The following is a 16,180-nucleotide window of genomic DNA, read 5'->3' on the forward strand; positions in this document are numbered from 1 at the left end:
TCGCTTTAGCGACCGCGAAGGTTCGGCGAAAATAACGGTTTTGGGCTGCTGCACAACCGACTTTTCCGTCGCGGGCAAGCTTTTCAGGATTTTCCCAGCAAGGATCGCAGTTTTTGCTGAAATTCATTCTCCGCCGGTTCGGTCTCGCTGCCGGCATTGAGCGATGCGCCCTGCTTACGCGGATAGGGGTCGATGGCGAGCCCGAAATACTGTTCGGCGAGTGCCCCGACATCGATCGTGTCACCGGAAAATGTCTCTGGACTGTCAGGGCCTTCCGCATCGAGCAGGATCTCGCCGCCACCATCGAAGCCCTGCCGTCCGAGCTTGGAATCCTCGGGCAGCAGCAGCGCTTCGACCGGTTCGTCGATATGCGCTTCGACAGGCTCGAGCGTGACGATGCAGGCCTGAGTGATGTCGGCCTCGACGCGGCCGCTGATCTTCACGCCATTGCGCTTCCACGACGCCACCAGAAGCTCGGCGCGATAGGATTCGACCGAAATCAGCCCGTGCTCCTCGGCCAGTGCCCCACGCTGCGCGGCATCGGCCTCGATAACCAGCGGCAGGCCCTTCTGCGGCAGGCGCGTAATGTTGGCGCGGAAGGAAACCGGGCTTTGCGGGTCAACATGCTTCATTGTTCAACCTCCTTGGCGGCGGGAAAGGTCAGCGTGCCGGAGACAATCGATTCGGATGGCTGCGCGGCCAGATGACTGCGCGCGTCGGTAACATAGTTGGCCAGCAGCGATGCTTCCAACCAGGCGCCCGCGTCGGGCCGGACATTGCGGGCAAGAGCCGCGGTCAGCCCGTCATGGTCGTTTCTTTCCAGGGCATCGTCATAGGCAGCGGTACGGCCATAAAACATCTTTGCCAGCTTTTTCATGCGTTTGGGCACGCCAACGTCGCCAATGCCCAATTCCCGTAACGAATGGTCGACGTCGAGGAAGAACTCGTCGATCAGCACCTGGGCGACCTCCTGCGCCGCACCGCTCTCCCCGCGCAACCTGTGCTGGAACAGGAACATGTGCAGCGACAGCATCTCGAAACGGCCAAGCGGCGTATCTGGCACATTCCAGTGGGAATAAAACACAGTCTGCCGCGCCGCCGCCACGATTTGTGCGTAAAGCGCCTCGGTGATAGCGCGGTTGGCGTAGCGTTCGCGGCCAAAAAAGCGCTGGAACATTGGGGATGGTCTCCTGGGGACCGTTTGTTGAAGTGGGCTTGTTGCATCGGCAAGCAAGCTGGTTTACCGGTTTCGCGGCCCAGCGCAAGTTGCGGCCAGCTAATGGAGTTGTTGTTGCGCGCGCTGAATTTCAAGTCGACCTTCTCGTCCAGGCCCGCCGGCGCGATCTCGCTGCTGATGATCGTTTCGGCACTGCCCGCCTGCCACACCTCCAAGATGATGGGCGATCTCAGCCCGAGCGAGACGCTGACGCAAGGTTACGTCATAGACCAGCAGGCAATCGACCTGGTGCCGGTCGGTTCGAGCCGCGAGCAGGTGCTTCTGGCGCTCGGCACGCCGTCGACGACCGCGACCTTCGACAACGAGGCATTCTATTACATTTCGCAGACGCGCAAGCGCTACGTCGCCTTCGACAAGCCACGGCTCATTGACCAGCATGTGCTGGCTGTCTATTTCGGCGCCGATGGCCGTGTCACCCAGATCGCCAATTACGGGAAGAAGGATGGCAAGATGTTCGACTTCATCTCGCGCACCACACCGACCGGCGGCAAGGACCAGAACTTCCTCAGCCAGGTCATCAACGGTGCCAGCAAGCTGGCGCCCGGCATTCCCGGCGGCGGCGTCTAATTCCCTTCGGCTTCCATTCCCGGAAGCCTCGTCATCTCAGGCGACCAAAAACCCGCGGGAGCGATCCTGCGGGTTTTTGTTATGGGTCACCAGTCAGGGCACGGCCACTGGCATGCTGCAGTGGCCACCACTGAAAACACGACGCTGGGTCCGGCATAAGGTGCCAGCGCACGCATTGCAAAGACCGGGCGAAAGCGAGCGCTGAAGGATAGTTTGGCTTTGCCTCAACAAAAAACCCGCGGGATCGCTCCCGCGGGTTTTTTCGGGCTGAAGCCTTGATCAGCCGTGCGCGAGCACGGCCAGCAGCAAGAGCGCCACGATGTTGGTGATCTTGATCGCCGGGTTGACGGCTGGGCCAGCGGTGTCCTTATAGGGATCGCCGACCGTGTCGCCTGTCACCGAAGCCTTGTGCGCCTCGGAACCCTTGAGATGCTTGACGCCGTCCTTGTCGACAAAGCCGTCTTCGAAGGACTTCTTGGCGTTGTCCCAGGCACCGCCGCCAGAGGTCATCGAGATGGCGACGAACAGGCCATTGACGATGACGCCGAGCAACGAGGCACCCAGCGCTGCAAAGGCGGACGCCTTCGAGCCCGAGATCAACAGCACGCCGAAATAGACGACGAGCGGTGCCAGCACCGGCAGCAGCGACGGGATGATCATCTCGCGGATCGCCGCCTTGGTCAGCAGATCGACCGCGCGTGCGTAATTCGGCTTCGAGGTGCCGGCCCATGATGCCCGGATCCTCGCGGAACTGCTTGCGCACTTCCTCGACGATGGCGCCCGCCGCACGGCCGACGGCCGTCATGGCGATGCCGCCGAACAGATACGGAATCAGGCCGCCGAAGATCAGGCCGGCGACGACGTAGGGGTTGGAAAGATCGAAGGAGATCTCGCCCATGCCCTGGAAGTACGGATATTTGTCGCCATTGGCGGCAAAGAACTTCAGGTCGTTCGAGTACGCGGCAAACAGCACCAGTGCGCCGAGACCGGCCGAGCCGATGGCGTAGCCCTTGGTCACCGCCTTGGTGGTGTTGCCGACCGCGTCGAGCGCGTCGGTGGAGTGGCGCACTTCCTTGGGCAGGCCGGCCATTTCGGCAATGCCGCCGGCATTGTCGGTGACCGGGCCGAAGGCGTCGAGCGCAACGATCATGCCGGCAAGACCGAGCATCGTCGTGACCGCGATCGCCGTACCGAAGAGGCCGGCAAGCTGATAGGTCGAGATGATGCCGCCGACGATGACGATCGCCGGCAGCGCCGTCGATTCCAGCGAGACCGCAAGGCCCTGGATGACGTTGGTGCCGTGACCGGTGACCGACGCCTGAGCGATGGAGTTGACCGGGCGCTTGTTGGTGCCGGTGTAGTACTCGGTGATCACCACGATGAGACCGGTCACCACGAGGCCGATCAGGCCGCATATGAACAGGTTCTTGCCGGTGATGACCATGCCGGCGACCGTGCCGATCTCGCCCCAGCCGAGGGTGACCTGGGTGGCGACGCCGAGGCCGACGATGGACAGCAGGCCGGTGACGATCAGGCCCTTGTAGAGCGCGCCCATGATCGAGCCGTTGGAACCGAGCTTGACGAAGAAGGTGCCGACGATCGAGGTCAGGATGCAGGCGCCGCAGATAGCGAGCGGATAAAGCATGGCCGCACCCAGCACGGCGGTGCCGCCAAAGAAGATGGCAGCCAGAACCATGGTGGCGACGACAGTCACCGCATAGGTTTCGAACAGGTCAGCGGCCATGCCGGCGCAGTCGCCGACATTGTCGCCGACATTGTCGGCGATCGTGGCCGGGTTGCGCGGATCGTCTTCGGGAATACCGGCTTCGACCTTGCCGACGAGATCGCCGCCGACGTCGGCGCCCTTGGTGAAGATGCCGCCACCGAGACGAGCGAAGATCGAGATCAGCGATGCGCCGAAGCCGAGCGAGACCAGCGAGTCGATGACGATGCGGTCATTGGGCTGGAGGCCCATGAAGTGGGTCAGGATAAGGTAGTAGATCGACACGCCGAGCAGGGCCAAGCCAGCAACCAGCATGCCGGTGATGGCGCCCGATTTGAACGCGATGTCGAGGCCGGCAGCGAGGCTGTTCGATGCGGCTTGCGCCGTACGAACGTTGGCGCGAACGGAGACATGCATGCCGATGAAGCCGGCGGCGCCCGAAAGCACCGCACCGATCAGGAAGCCGATCGCGGCGGTGATGGACAGCAGCCACCAGGCGAGCACGAGGACGACGACGCCAACGATGGCGATGGTGGTGTACTGACGCGCCAGATAGGCTTGTGCGCCCTCGCGGATAGCCGCGGAGATTTCCTGCATGCGTGCATTGCCTTGATCGGCCGCAAGGACCGAACGTGTCGCCCAGATGGCGTAAAGGATTGAAAGCAGGCCGCAGGCGATGACGGCGGAAATAATTGTCATTGCCGGATTTTCCTCGATTGATGGCCCAAAAGAACCCCTCCCTGGGCCGTTGAGACAAAGACCGGATTCCGCGCACGGAATCCGCCTCTTCGCATCGGTGTATGCGAAACAGGGCTGCGAACGTCAAGATATTGTTCGGTTTGTGCCCGGCTTTCGCCTAAATGGTTTAGACGGCGGCGTGCTTGGCAATGATGTCGCCTGATTAGATCGATTGAAATGACGCTGCGGCACTGAGCTGTCAGCTCCTCCCACCCGATCCGCTAGCCACGTGGAGCGTGAACGCGTCCGCCGGCGCCTATGCTTCTTTGCAAAGACCTGTAGGGTAGCCCATCTTCAGGATCGAACCGGAGCTAGCCCATGAATTTCAAAGCTATTATCCACGAAGCCGACGAAGGCGGGTTCTGGGCAGAGGTGCCGGCAATTCCGGGTTGCGCGACCCAGGGCGAAACCATGGAAGAACTTGTCCAGAATTTGCGTGAAGCGATCGAAGGCTGCCTCTCAGTAGAGCCGCTGTCATTCACGTCGGAGCCTGGGCGGATCGTGGAAATCGCTGTTTGAAGTCCATTTCCGGCAAGGAATTTGCGCGTGCCGTCGAACGGCAAGGCTGGAAGCTTTTGCGCATCGCCGGAAGCCACCACATCTATGGCAAGCAGGGAAGCATTGTTCGGCTTTCAATCCCTATTCATGCCAATAAACCGCTCAAAACCGGACTTTCTACGACATCTCCTAGCGCTGGCTGAAATGAACGAGCGCGATATCTGAGATACTGTCGACTATTCGGCCTCTCTGCCCATGCGGCGCGCCGTGTAGCGCTCGATCGCCGACAGACCGTCATAGATCAGCACGGCAAGCGCTGCCACGATCAGGCCGCCTTGCAGGATGAAGGCGAGATTGTTGGACAATAGCCCGGCGATGATCACTTCGCCGAGCGTCTTTGCGGCGACTGTCGAACCGATGGTCGCGGTGGCAAGACTGATCACCACCGACAGCCTGATGCCGCCGAGAATGATCGGGGCGCTGAGCGGCAGCTCGACCTTGGTGAGCCTTTGCCAACCGGTCATGCCGGCGCCGCGCGCCGCCTCGACGACATTGGCCGGCAGCGTCGTCAGGCCGGTCAGTGCATTCTCGAAAATCGGCAGCAGGCCATAGAGAAACAGGGCGATCAGTGTCGGCTTCTCGCCGAAGCCGACGGCCGGTACGGCAAGCGCCAGGACCGCCACCGGCGGAAAGGTCTGACCGATGTTGACGAGGCTGCGCGATAGCGGCAGGAATTCGGCGCCGGCCGGCCTGGTGACCAGGATGGCAAGCGCCACCGCAACGATGGTTGCCGCCACGGTGGCGATCAGAACCGTGCGTAAGTGCAGCAGGGTCAGCGTCAGCAGGCTGCCCTGGTTGTAGATCACCGGCGCGTTGTTTTCGGTCAGCGGCTTCAGCAGCGGCACGAACCACCCGGGATTGGTGACGAAGGCGACAAGCAGCACCACCAATGCTAGCCTGAGCAGCGATGGAAGCCAGGCCTTCATGCCGGCCTCGCCGCACGCTTCACCAGCCCTTCGACGGTCACGCGGCCAAGCGGCTTGCCGTCGGCGCCTTTGACCGGCAGCGCCGGCCGGCCCGACCACAACAATTCGGCCAGCGCGTCGCGCTGGCTCGCATCGCCGGGGATCGCCTCACCTTCGGCGGAGCCCTTCTCCACGGCATCGCGGACCCGGCCGAGCGACAGCAACCGGAACGGCCTTTCGCTGGCGCCAACCAGGGTCTCGACGAAGGCGCTTGCCGGCTTTGCAAGGATCTCGGCCGGCTTGGCGTATTGCACCAGCTTGCCGGCATCCATGACCGCGATCTTGTCGCCCATATGCACGGCCTCTTCCATGTCGTGGGTGACGAGGATGATGGTGGTGCCGAAGCGCTTCTGGATCGCCAGCAGATCTTCCTGCGCCTTGGTGCGGATGATCGGGTCGAGGGCGCCGAACGGTTCGTCCATCAACAGCACGTTGGGTTCGGCGGCGAGTGCGCGGGCAACACCGACGCGCTGCTGCTGGCCGCCGGACAGTTCGTGCGGGTAGCGAGGCCCGAAGGCTTCGGGATCGAGCTGATAGAGCGTCATCAGCTCATCGACCCGGGCCTTGATACGGTCCTTGTCCCAGCCAAGCAGCACCGGCACGGTGGCAATGTTCTGTGCCACCGTGCGATGCGGAAACAGGCCGTGCCCCTGGATAGCGTAGCCGATGCTGCGGCGCAGCTCGTAGCCGGGCAGCGAACGATTGTCGGCGCCGTCGAGCTTGATGATGCCCGAGGTCGGCTCGACCAGCCGGTTGATCATGCGCAGCAGCGTCGTCTTGCCGGAACCGGACGTGCCGACAATGACGGCGATGGTGCGCGGCTCGATAACCATCGACACGTCATCGACCACGGTCGTCGCGTCATAGCGCTTGGTGATGCCTTCGATCTCGATCATGCCGTTTCAACCCTGCGCCTGGTGGCGGTCATTTCGATCACCGCATCGAGGATGATGGCGGCGGCAAAGGCGAGCGCGACCGTTGGCACCGCGCCAAGCAGCACAAGGTCCATCGCCGTCTGGCCCACACCCTGGAAGACGAACACGCCGAAACCGCCGCCGCCGATCAGCGCGGCAATGGTGGCGAGGCCGATGTTCTGCACCAAGACGATGCGGATGCCGGTGAGGATGACAGGAAAAGCCAGCGGAAACTCGACGCCGAACAGGCGCTGCCTGTCGGTCATGCCCATGCCGCGCGCCGCGTCGTTGGCCGCGCGCGGCACGCCGGCCAGACCGACCACGGTGTTGGCCACCACCGGCAGCAGCGAGTAAAGGAACAGCGCCACAAAAGCCGGTGCGGTGCCGATGCCGCGAATGCCGAGCGCGGCAGCTCCCGGCACATGCGTGGCAACCCAGCCGAGCGGCGCGATCAAAAGGCCGAACAGCGCGATCGAGGGAATGGTCTGGATGATGTTGAGCACGTTGAGAACGCCGGCGCGCAGACTTTCGACACGATGGCAGAGAATGCCGAGTGGCAGGCCGACGACCACCGCCGCAAGCAGCGACCCTAGCGCCAGCGTTACATGCTTGGAGCCTTCTGCCCAGAAACTGTCGGCGCGGTTGAAATATTCCTTCAGGATCGACAGATTGTCCCAGCTTCCCGAAATCAACAGCAGCCCGATCGCCAAAGCCGCGACCACAAGCACGCCAACCCGCGCCAATGGCGACAGGTTCAGCCTTGTCAGCACGTCGGCGAGCAAAAGCGTGAAGGCAAAGATCAGAATCCAGAAACCGGAGGCTGGCGAAACTCTGGCGAAGGTGTTGCCCGCCGGCGTGAGAAATGTTCCGGCGACACCGATCAGCAGCGCGAGCGCGGCAAGCGCCATCACGCTGGCGGCAAGGCGCAGCACAAGTGGTGTCCTGAACAGCGCGATGAGTGCCGCGGCGGCAATGATGGCGAGCAGCAGCGTCCCGGTCGTTGCCGGCAGCGCCTCGAGAATCGAGCGCGCCTGGCCGGGGACGATGCGGTTGGCACGGAACGTGGCAAAGGGGGCGGCGAAGGCCGCATAGGCTGATATCGCGGCGATGACCACGCCGAGCTTGTCGAAGCGGATGTTCACGCCCTGCCCCGTCAGTCGATCCGGCGCGCCACGAAAGCGGCGCGCCGGAATCGTCCTACTTCAGGAAGCCGTTCTTCTTCAGGAAGTCCTCGGCGACGCCCTTGACCGGCTCGCCGCCGACCTGCACGCGACCGTTCAGTTCCTGCAGGGTGACGAGGTCGAGCTTGGCAAAAACCGGCTTCAGCAGCGTCTCGATCTCGGGATGTTCCTTCAGTACCGCTTCGCGGATGATCGGCGCCGGCTGGTAGACTGGCTGCACGCCCTTGTCGTCGTCGAGCACGACGAGCCCGGACGGTGCGATGCCGCCATCGGTGCCGTAGACCATGGCCGCATTGGCGCCATTGGTCTGGTTGGCGGCCGCTGCGATGGTTGCCGCCGTGTCGCCGCCCGAGAGGGTGATCAATTGCTCAGGCTTCAGCGTGAAGCCATAGGTGGTCTGGAAAGCCGGAAGTGCGGCCGCCGAATTGACGAACTCGGCGGAAGCCGCCAGCACCACCTGACCGCCGCCCGCGACATATTTGCCGAAGTCGGTAAGCGTGGCGAGCTTGTTGGTCTCGGCGACTTCCTTGCGAAGCGCGATCGCCCAGGTGTTGTTTGCGGGCGACGGCGACAGCCAGACGATCTTGTTGGCGTCGTAGTCGAGCTTCTTGGCCGTTTCATAGGCCTTGGCGGCGTCTTTCCAGACCGGGTCGTCGGCCTTTTCGAAGAAGAAAGCGGCGTTGCCGGTATATTCGGGATAGATGTCGACCTCGCCGGCGGTGATCGCCTTGCGCACCACCGGCGTGCCACCGAGCTGGATACGGTCCGATGTCTTGATGTTGTTGGCGTTGAGCAAGAGCTGGATGATGTTACCGAGCACGCCGCCCTCTGTGTCGATCTTGGAAGAGACAACCACCTGGGCATTGGCGGAAGCCACCGTGATGCCGAGCGCCAATGCCGCGCCGGCCAGAAACTTGACTGAAAACATTGTGAAACCCCTTGCTATGAACCGAAACGCGGTGACCGCATATGAGCATGGCTTCAACGGCCAGTCGGGGCACACGGTTTCATAACAATAGGTACAGACGCAATAATTTTGTTCCGAAGCGGTAAATTCGGCCGACATCGTGCTGACAGCGCCGTGTCAGGTGAAACGGCGGATGGATCAGGCTTCGGCTTTGCGCAAGCTCGTCAGCTTGAGCGCGCCGAGCGCCACGAAGCACAGGACGGTAACCGGAAAGACTATCCAGTTCAGCATCTCCCAGCCCCAGGCGTTGTAGACCATGCCCGACATCAGCGAGGCGCAGGCGACGGAGCCGAACAGGACGAAGTCGTGGAAGCCTTGCACCTTGCCCTTTTCCGACGGCCGGTAGGTGGCGGCAACCATCGCGGTCGCGCCGATGAAGCCGAAGTTCCAGCCAAGGCCCAGCAGGATCAGCGACGTCCAGAACTGCCACAGCGCCAGGCCCGACAGAGCGACAATGGCGCAGCCGATGAGCAGGATCAGGCCGGTGGCCACAATGCGTTCGGCGCCGAAGCGATGGATCAGCGAGCCGGTGAAGAAGCTTGGCGCGAACATCGCCATGACGTGCCAGGAGATGCCGAGCGTCGCGTCGTTTTCCGAAAGGCCGCAACCGACCATGGCCAGCGGTGCGCCCGTCATGACGAAGCTCATCAGCGCATAGCTGCCGACCGCGCAGAAAAGCGCGGCGACGAAACGCGGCTGCGTGATGATTTCAGCCAGTGGTCTGGCGTCGCTGTCGGCGATCTCCACCTTGCCGGATGCTTTCGCCGGCAGCCGCAGGAACGACAGGATGATGGCGCCGACGGCGGCCAGCGGCAGGATGGAGATGAACGAACCGGCAAACATGACCGGCGCAAGCAATTCGCGGGTGAAGATGACGATCTGCGGCCCGAGGATGGCGGTGACGACGCCGCCGGCCAGCACGAAGGAGATGGCGCGCGCCTTGAATTCAGGCGGTGCGTTGTCGGCGGCGGCAAAGCGGAACTGCTGGACGAAGGCGCCGCCGACACCGATTGTGAGCAAGCCGAAGGCAAACAGCCAGAAGCCGCCCTGAAAAAGCGCCAAGGTGGCGATCAGGCCACCAAGCGCGGTGACGATCGTGCCGGTCATGAAGCCGCTTCGCTGGCCCATGCTGCGGATGATGGCCGCTGCAGGCAGCGCGCCAAGCGCCACGCCGATGTTGAAGCCGGTGATCGGCGCTGTCGCCAATGACTTGTCGGGACCAAGCAGATATTGCCCGGCCAGCGCGCCCACGGAGATGGCGATGGGGGCCGCCGAGCCGATGATCGCCTGCGAGGCGGCGAGGATCAGCGCGGTGCGGCGCGCCTCCTGACCGGTCTCGAGGGCGATCGCCGTCATGATGCGTCCTTGCCGCGCCCCTCGCCACGCACCCGGCGAGACACACGGTCGAGCACGGCATTGACCAGCTTCGGCTCGTCTTCCTCGTAGAAGGCCTTGGCGATGTCGACATATTCGGAGACGATGACGGCGACGGGGACATCCTCGCGCTTCATCAGTTCGTAGACGCCGGCGCGCAGGATGGCGCGCAGCGTCGAATCCAGCCGCGACAGCGGCCAGTCCTCGGTCAGCGCCTGGCGGATGATCGGATCGATGGTCTTCTGGTTCTCGACGACACCCGCCAGGATGGCGCGAAACCATTGCGCATCGGCCTCGCGATAGAGCGCGCCGTCGACTTCCTTGCCGAGACGAAAGGCCTCATATTCGGCGGTGATCTCGAAGACACCGCTGCCGGCGACATCCATCTGATAGAGCGCCTGCACGGCGGCCAGACGGGCAGCGCCGCGCTTGTTGGCGTGGCGCACCGTGGGCTGGCCGGGCGAAGCGGGTTCGCTCACGATCGCGCTCCCAATTGTTCCTTGAGGGCAATCATGGTCAGCGCCGCACGCGCGGCAAAGCCGCCCTTGTCGCCTTCCGAGCGCTTGGCGCGAGTCCAGGCCTGGGCGTCATTCTCGGTGGTGAGGATGCCGTTGCCGATGCAGACAGAGTCCTGCACGCTCAAATCCATGAGCGCGCGGCTGGATTCATTGGCGACAATGTCGAAATGATAGGTGTCGCCGCGGACGACGGTGCCGAGCGCGACAAAGCCGTCATAATGTGTGCCGCCTTCCGTTGCGCCGTCCAGTGCAAAGGTGATCACCGCGGGGATCTCGAGCGAACCTGGAACGGTGACGACGTCATAAGTCGCGCCCGCTTCATCGAGCGCGCTTGTCGCGCCATCGAGCAGCGCGTCGGCAAGGTCGTCGTGAAAGCGCGCTTCGACAATGAGCAGATGCGCCTTCGCCTTCGGACGAATGAAGGCTTTGCCGTGTTGGGATGTACCAGCCATAAAAGTCTCCGGGGAGTTGCCGGTGACTTAGGCCGAAGCCGGGTTCATCGCAAGCGAAGATGTTGCGCACGCCCGGTTTGCCGACCTATTCAGGTTCACCAACCTCGTTTTTGAGATGGCCGTCCAGGCTCTCAACCCAAGCCAGCACGGCCTGATGATCAATCACACGACCAGCGTCCACATCGGCCAAGGCCTCGAGCGTCCGTCGCCGGTATTCCTCTTCCGGTACAGCCGAGATCCGTCTATTCCTGACCATCAAAGCCCCTCTTTTGTCGCCTCCACCAGCCGCGCCGCGTAACGGGCCATGGTGTCGATCTCGAGATTGACGCGGTCACCGACCTTGCGCTCACCCCAAGTGGTCACGGTCAGCGAATGGTGGATCAAAAGCACGTCGAAGCGCGCGCCTTCGACCTTGTTGACGGTGAGCGAGGTGCCGTCGAGCGCAACCGAACCCTTGGGCGCGATGAACTTCGCCAGATCGCGCGGCGCCTCCAGCGTGAAGCGCACCGCGTCGCCCTCATCCTTGCGCTCGACGATTTCGGTCATGCCGTCGACATGGCCCGAAACGATGTGGCCGCCGAGTTCGTCGCCGATCTTCAGCGCTCGCTCCAGATTGACCTTGGTGCCGGATTTCCAGCCCGAGGCCGTCGTCAGCCTGAGCGCCTCTTCCCAGGCCTCGACCTCGAACCAGCGCGCATTCGAGCCGCTGTCGGGCAAGGCCGTCACCGTCAGGCAGACGCCGCCGCAGGAGATCGAGGCGCCGATGGCGATGGTCTGCGGGTCATAGGCTGTGTCGATGCGCAGCCCCACCCCTTCCCTGAGCGGCTTGACGGAAGCGACAGTGCCGATATCGGTGACAATTCCGGTGAACATCGGTGCTGATCCTAAAAATCTCTTATCCACTCGGCGTAGCTGTCTTCGCCAAAGCGCATCTCGCGCAGCTTGCGAAAACCTGCCGGGATATGGTCAGCGTCAACAGGCGATGCAATGCCATCATCGCCGATCGCTTCCGATCCCTGGAACAGCACGATGCGGTCGACCAGTTCGTCAGCCAGGAAGGCGCTCGCCACCCTGGCGCCGCCCTCGACCAGCACGCTGGCCATGCCGAGCGCGGCCAGATCCTCGAGCAATTCCGGCAAGGCTACGCCGCCCTCGTGCGTCTCGGTGCCGATGAAGCGCACGCCGGCGCGCTCGAGTGCTGCGCGCCGCAGCGGATCGGCCTCCAGGCAGGCGGCGATATAGAGCGGCACCCGGTCGACGCCCGAAACCAGCTTCGAGGCCTCCGGCAACCGGATCTGCCGGTCGAGCACGATGCGGGCAGGCGAACGGTTCTCCAGCCCCGGCAAACGCACCGTCAGGGCCGGATCGTCCTCAAGGGCCGTGCCGATACCAACCAGTATGCCGTCCGCCTCGGCCCGCATCAGATACACTTCGCGGCGCGCAATATCGCCGGTGATCGACACCTGCCCACCGCCTTCCCTGCCGATATTTCCGTCGCTGGAAAGCGCAAGCTTGAGAATCACTTCCGGGCGTTTTCTTAATGATCGGATCAAATAGCCGGCCATCTGCTCGGCGGCTTGCTCGGCCAACACCTTCTCGACCACCTCGACACCGGCGGCACGCAGGATAGCGTAGCCCTTGCCGGACACGCGCGAATCGGGATCGCTGGCCGCACCGACGACGCGCGCTACACCGGCATTGACCAGCGCATTGGCGCAAGGCGGCGTGCGGCCGTGATGGGCGCAAGGCTCCAGCGTGACGTAAGCGGTGGCGCCGCGCGCGAGGTCGCCGGCCTCGGCCAGGGCCTCGGTCTCGGCATGCGGGCGGCCGCCGACAGCGGTGACGCCGGTGCCGACGATCATCGGACCGTTGCCGTCATCGCGCACGATCAGCGTGCCGACGGACGGATTGGTCGCGGTGCGCCCGGCATTTTTTCGCGACAGTCTGAGTGCCGCCGCCATGAAGCGGCGATCAAGGGCGGCCTGTTCGCTTGCAGTCATGCTCAGCTGGCTTCCTCTTCACCCTTGATTTCGTCGCCCTTGAGCTCGCCCAGCAATTCGTGGAAATCCTTGGCTTCGCGAAAATTGCGGTAGACCGAGGCGAAACGCACATAGGCGACATCGTCGAGCGATTTCAGCGCTTCCATGACCAGCCGGCCGACTTCTCCCGAAGCAACCTCAGTCTCGCCGGAACTTTCGAGCTGGCGCACGATGCCGGTCACCGCGCGGTCGATGCGCTCGGGATCGACATTGCGTTTGCGCACGGCGATCTCCACCGAACGCAGCAGCTTGTCGCGGTCGAAGGGCACTTTGCGGCCCGATTTCTTGACCACGACGAGGTCGCGCAACTGCACGCGCTCGAAGGTGGTGAAGCGACCGCCGCAATCGGGGCAGACGCGCCGCCTGCGGATCGCCGCGCCATCCTCGGCGGGGCGCGAATCCTTCACCTGCGTATCTTCTGACTGGCAATAGGGACAGCGCATGGAGAAGCCTTTGGTTGGCGAATCTGGTGAAGCGAAAGGCTTAGAGGTTTTTGCAGCGATGGCAAAGTGTCGCCAACAGCCCCTTGCCCTTCAGAGATAGCGAGGCGCAAGCAGGATTGCCAGCCTCGCCAGGCAGCCGCACCGCGTACCGATGTCTTCAGGGAGCTACGTCGGCGGTCGGGAATCCGCACGATGCACCGAGGCTGCGATAGGCCTTGGTGAAGCCATCCATGGATATGCTTCCAACAGGTGCGTCGCCAAAGGAGACATCAAGTACCGATGCCCGGCGCATGGCGCGCAAGAGCGCCAGGCTGATCTTGGCCTGATTGTCCACGGTCCAGCTGAGCCGGCCGTTGAGGGCGCCATCGGAATGGAGTTTGGCGGCGACACGGCCCTTGTCGTCGCCGAAGGTGGCGGCAATCGACTTGCCGGCCGGCAGACCCTTGTTGTCGACGGCGATGGTTATGGAGGGGTAGGCATCCGGCGGCAGTGCATCGCCGTTCGTGATGACGAGCGTCAAGGTACCGGGCACGCCGCCCGCGCCGATAAAGGCGGTCGAGGCCGCGCAGGTCTTGCGCAGATCCTCACCGGTGTCGACCTCGTCGACCAGGGTCGACCATCTGCCGAACGTTTCGAGCTTGGGTGCCGCCTGGGCGGGCGCCGCCGGCTCGGCCTGAGGTGCGGGTTGCGCGGGCGCGGGTTGAGCAGAGGCGGTCTGCGCCAAGGCGATGCCGGGGAAAGGCACGGCGATCAAAGCGGCCAGAGCGCCAACGGCACCAAGGTCGGCGAAACGAAATGGTCGCATCATCAAGGCTCCTGCCGGTCGCCCCGGCCTGCTGAAACGACGCTTGTCGTTGCAGCAGGCGGTAAGCCTTCCTATCGCGTCAGCCGAGATAGGGATAGAGCGGGAAGCGATCGGTCAGCGCCACGACCTTGGCCTTGACCGCAGCTTCGACAGCGGCATTGCCCTCGTCGGAATTCGCAACCTTGAGACCGTCCAGCACTTCGGCGATCAGCTTGCCGATCTCGCGGAATTCGGCCTGGCCGAAGCCGCGCGTGGTGCCGGCCGGGGTGCCGAGACGCACGCCCGAGGTGACGAAAGGCTTTTCCGGATCGAACGGGATGCCGTTCTTGTTGCAAGTAATGTTGGCGCGGCCGAGCGCCGCCTCGGCGCGCTTGCCGGTGGCGTTCTTGGGCCTGAGGTCGACCAGCATGAGATGGTTGTCGGTGCCGCCGGAGACGATGTCGAGACCGGTTTCCTTGAGGCTGGAGGCGAGCGCCTTGGCGTTGGCGGCGACGCTCTCGGCATAGACCTTGAAGCTCGGCTTCAGCGCTTCGCCGAAGGCGACAGCCTTGGCGGCGATGACATGCATCAGCGGGCCGCCCTGTAGGCCGGGGAACACCGCCGAATTCATCTTCTTGGCGATGTCCTCGTCATTACACAGGATCATGCCGCCGCGCGGGCCGCGCAGCGACTTGTGCGTCGTAGTGGTCACGACATGGGCATGCGGCAGCGGCGACGGATGCACGCCGCCGGCGACGAGGCCGGCGATGTGCGCCATGTCGACCATAAGATAGGCGCCGACCGCATCGGCGATCTCGCGAAACCGCTTCCAGTCCCAGACGCGCGAATAGGCGGTGCCGCCGGCCAGGATCAGCTTCGGCTTGGTCTCATGCGCGGTCTTCTCGATGGCGTCCATGTCGAGCAGATGGTCGTCCTGGCGCACGCCATAGGAGACGACCTTGAACCATTTGCCGCTCATGTTGACCGGCGAACCGTGGGTCAGATGGCCGCCGGAATTGAGGTCGAGGCCCATGAACGTGTCGCCCGGCTGCAAGAGCGCCAGGAACACCGCCTGGTTCATCTGGCTGCCGGAATTCGGCTGGACGTTGGCGAAGTTGCAGCCGAACAGCTTCTTGGCGCGCTCGATGGCCAGTTCCTCGGCCACGTCGACGAACTGGCAGCCGCCATAATAGCGCTTGCCGGGATAGCCCTCGGCATATTTGTTGGTCATGATCGAGCCCTGCGCCTCAAGCACGGCGCGGGAAACAATGTTTTCCGAGGCGATCAGTTCGATCTCGTGGCGCTGGCGGCCGAGTTCGTTGCGGATGGCCCCGAAAATCTCCGGATCGGCGTCGGCCAGCGTGGTTTCGAAGAAGGATTCGAATTTGTTCGACACTGCCGCTGCTGTTGCCATGGCCTGAAATCCTCGGGGTTCGGGGCAATTTTTGAATTATGCAAGTCGTTGTCCCAAAACCGCTGCACACTTTTTGGCGACTTGCATTTGCCGCGCCATTAACACAGTTGTTTTCACCCCGCCACGTTTGCGGCGCGAAATTTGCTGGCCGGATTGCGCCAGCCTGGCCCGCGGGTCGCTATTTCCGAGCCTTCCGGCCTTTCAGCAGTGCCTCGGTAAGCGTGATTTCGGCAAACAGCGCCTGCGACGTATGGTCGTTGATCTCGCCGCTGCGAAACATGGCGCGCACGGCCTCGCGCTCGGCTT

General features: G+C 63.3%; 17 protein-coding genes and 1 pseudogene. 3 read left to right on the forward strand and 15 right to left on the reverse strand.

Features of this window, described 5'->3' with window-relative positions; translation table 11 throughout:
* Positions 1-83: 83 nt before the first annotated feature.
* Together EOB80_RS22050 and EOB80_RS22055 are read right to left on the reverse strand one after the other, a co-directional pair.
* Positions 84-632: a DUF177 domain-containing protein gene (locus EOB80_RS22050; protein ID WP_127329705.1), complete on the reverse strand. Its 549-nt coding sequence runs from the start codon at positions 630-632 to the stop codon at positions 84-86.
* Positions 629-1,177, reverse strand: coding sequence for a ubiquinol-cytochrome C chaperone family protein (locus EOB80_RS22055; protein WP_127329707.1), 549 nt, complete (start codon positions 1,175-1,177; stop codon positions 629-631). Before EOB80_RS22055 ends, EOB80_RS22050 begins: the two co-directional genes overlap by 4 nt.
* Before the next feature lie 114 nt (positions 1,178-1,291).
* Between EOB80_RS22055 and EOB80_RS22060 the strand changes: the two genes are divergently transcribed.
* Positions 1,292-1,804, forward strand: coding sequence for an outer membrane protein assembly factor BamE (locus EOB80_RS22060; RefSeq protein ID WP_127329709.1), 513 nt, complete (start codon positions 1,292-1,294; stop codon positions 1,802-1,804).
* 279 nt (positions 1,805-2,083) lie between these two features.
* Here EOB80_RS22060 and EOB80_RS22065 read toward each other — a convergent pair.
* A pseudogene (locus tag EOB80_RS22065) lies at positions 2,084-4,226 on the reverse strand (sodium-translocating pyrophosphatase).
* Positions 4,227-4,583: 357 nt separating this feature from the next.
* On the opposite strand from EOB80_RS22065, the gene EOB80_RS22070 reads away from it, so the two are divergent.
* A complete protein-coding gene (locus tag EOB80_RS22070) occupies positions 4,584-4,784 on the forward strand; it encodes a type II toxin-antitoxin system HicB family antitoxin (protein ID WP_127329711.1) in 201 nt (66 codons plus the stop codon).
* Entirely contained in the window at positions 4,781-4,966 is a 186-nt protein-coding gene (locus tag EOB80_RS22075; protein ID WP_127329713.1) for a type II toxin-antitoxin system HicA family toxin, read from the forward strand. The genes EOB80_RS22070 and EOB80_RS22075 overlap by 4 nt, the downstream gene beginning before the upstream one ends.
* Before the next feature lie 33 nt (positions 4,967-4,999).
* Here the strand turns inward: EOB80_RS22075 and EOB80_RS22080 are convergent, their stop codons facing one another.
* The 12 genes from EOB80_RS22080 to glyA form a co-directional block, all read right to left on the reverse strand.
* A complete protein-coding gene (locus tag EOB80_RS22080) occupies positions 5,000-5,749 on the reverse strand; it encodes an ABC transporter permease (protein ID WP_127329715.1) in 750 nt (249 codons plus the stop codon).
* On the reverse strand, positions 5,746-6,684 hold the full coding sequence (locus tag EOB80_RS22085) for an ABC transporter ATP-binding protein (protein ID WP_127267858.1): 939 nt from the start codon (positions 6,682-6,684) through the stop codon (positions 5,746-5,748). Before EOB80_RS22085 ends, EOB80_RS22080 begins: the two co-directional genes overlap by 4 nt.
* The gene (locus EOB80_RS22090; protein WP_127329717.1) at positions 6,681-7,844 is read right to left on the reverse strand and encodes an ABC transporter permease; all 1,164 of its coding nucleotides are present in this window, start codon (positions 7,842-7,844) and stop codon (positions 6,681-6,683) included. The genes EOB80_RS22085 and EOB80_RS22090 overlap by 4 nt, the downstream gene beginning before the upstream one ends.
* 55 nt (positions 7,845-7,899) lie before the next feature.
* On the reverse strand, positions 7,900-8,811 hold the full coding sequence (locus EOB80_RS22095) for an ABC transporter substrate-binding protein (RefSeq protein ID WP_127329719.1): 912 nt from the start codon (positions 8,809-8,811) through the stop codon (positions 7,900-7,902).
* A gap of 177 nt (positions 8,812-8,988) precedes the next feature.
* A complete protein-coding gene (locus EOB80_RS22100; RefSeq protein ID WP_127329721.1) occupies positions 8,989-10,206 on the reverse strand; it encodes an MFS transporter in 1,218 nt (405 codons plus the stop codon).
* A complete protein-coding gene (gene nusB / locus EOB80_RS22105; RefSeq protein WP_127322245.1) occupies positions 10,203-10,703 on the reverse strand; it encodes a transcription antitermination factor NusB in 501 nt (166 codons plus the stop codon). Before nusB ends, EOB80_RS22100 begins: the two co-directional genes overlap by 4 nt.
* Positions 10,700-11,194, reverse strand: coding sequence for a 6,7-dimethyl-8-ribityllumazine synthase (gene ribH, locus EOB80_RS22110; protein WP_013532245.1), 495 nt, complete (start codon positions 11,192-11,194; stop codon positions 10,700-10,702). Before ribH ends, nusB begins: the two co-directional genes overlap by 4 nt.
* A gap of 255 nt (positions 11,195-11,449) precedes the next feature.
* A complete protein-coding gene (locus EOB80_RS22115) occupies positions 11,450-12,067 on the reverse strand; it encodes a riboflavin synthase (RefSeq protein ID WP_127329723.1) in 618 nt (205 codons plus the stop codon).
* A gap of 11 nt (positions 12,068-12,078) precedes the next feature.
* Positions 12,079-13,194 carry a bifunctional diaminohydroxyphosphoribosylaminopyrimidine deaminase/5-amino-6-(5-phosphoribosylamino)uracil reductase RibD gene (gene ribD / locus EOB80_RS22120; protein ID WP_127329725.1) on the reverse strand — a complete coding sequence of 372 codons (1,116 nt, stop codon included), beginning with the start codon at positions 13,192-13,194 and terminating at the stop codon, positions 12,079-12,081.
* A 2-nt stretch (positions 13,195-13,196) separates the two neighbouring features.
* Positions 13,197-13,676, reverse strand: coding sequence for a transcriptional regulator NrdR (gene nrdR, locus EOB80_RS22125; RefSeq protein ID WP_023810227.1), 480 nt, complete (start codon positions 13,674-13,676; stop codon positions 13,197-13,199).
* A 157-nt stretch (positions 13,677-13,833) separates the two neighbouring features.
* Entirely contained in the window at positions 13,834-14,484 is a 651-nt protein-coding gene (locus EOB80_RS22130; RefSeq protein ID WP_127329727.1) for a hypothetical protein, read from the reverse strand.
* Between the two features lie 76 nt (positions 14,485-14,560).
* A complete protein-coding gene (gene glyA, locus EOB80_RS22135) occupies positions 14,561-15,874 on the reverse strand; it encodes a serine hydroxymethyltransferase (protein WP_013532252.1) in 1,314 nt (437 codons plus the stop codon).
* Positions 15,875-16,180 lie beyond the last annotated feature (306 nt).

Origin of the sequence: Mesorhizobium sp. M7A.F.Ca.MR.245.00.0.0, from assembly GCF_003997415.1 — a bacterium.
Taxonomy (GTDB): Bacteria; Pseudomonadota; Alphaproteobacteria; order Rhizobiales; family Rhizobiaceae; genus Mesorhizobium.

Coding starts and splice junctions, on each gene's coding strand:
- EOB80_RS22050 (WP_127329705.1), bottom strand. CDS start 632: ATGAAGCATGTTGACCCGCAAAGCCCGGTTTCCTTCCGCGCCAACATT.
- EOB80_RS22055 (WP_127329707.1), bottom strand. CDS start 1,177: ATGTTCCAGCGCTTTTTTGGCCGCGAACGCTACGCCAACCGCGCTATC.
- EOB80_RS22070 (WP_127329711.1), top strand. CDS start 4,584: ATGAATTTCAAAGCTATTATCCACGAAGCCGACGAAGGCGGGTTCTGG.
- EOB80_RS22080 (WP_127329715.1), bottom strand. CDS start 5,749: ATGAAGGCCTGGCTTCCATCGCTGCTCAGGCTAGCATTGGTGGTGCTG.
- EOB80_RS22085 (WP_127267858.1), bottom strand. CDS start 6,684: ATGATCGAGATCGAAGGCATCACCAAGCGCTATGACGCGACGACCGTG.
- EOB80_RS22095 (WP_127329719.1), bottom strand. CDS start 8,811: ATGTTTTCAGTCAAGTTTCTGGCCGGCGCGGCATTGGCGCTCGGCATC.
- EOB80_RS22100 (WP_127329721.1), bottom strand. CDS start 10,206: ATGACGGCGATCGCCCTCGAGACCGGTCAGGAGGCGCGCCGCACCGCG.
- ribH (WP_013532245.1), bottom strand. CDS start 11,194: ATGGCTGGTACATCCCAACACGGCAAAGCCTTCATTCGTCCGAAGGCG.
- EOB80_RS22115 (WP_127329723.1), bottom strand. CDS start 12,067: ATGTTCACCGGAATTGTCACCGATATCGGCACTGTCGCTTCCGTCAAG.
- ribD (WP_127329725.1), bottom strand. CDS start 13,194: ATGACTGCAAGCGAACAGGCCGCCCTTGATCGCCGCTTCATGGCGGCG.
- nrdR (WP_023810227.1), bottom strand. CDS start 13,676: ATGCGCTGTCCCTATTGCCAGTCAGAAGATACGCAGGTGAAGGATTCG.
- EOB80_RS22130 (WP_127329727.1), bottom strand. CDS start 14,484: ATGATGCGACCATTTCGTTTCGCCGACCTTGGTGCCGTTGGCGCTCTG.
- glyA (WP_013532252.1), bottom strand. CDS start 15,874: ATGGCAACAGCAGCGGCAGTGTCGAACAAATTCGAATCCTTCTTCGAA.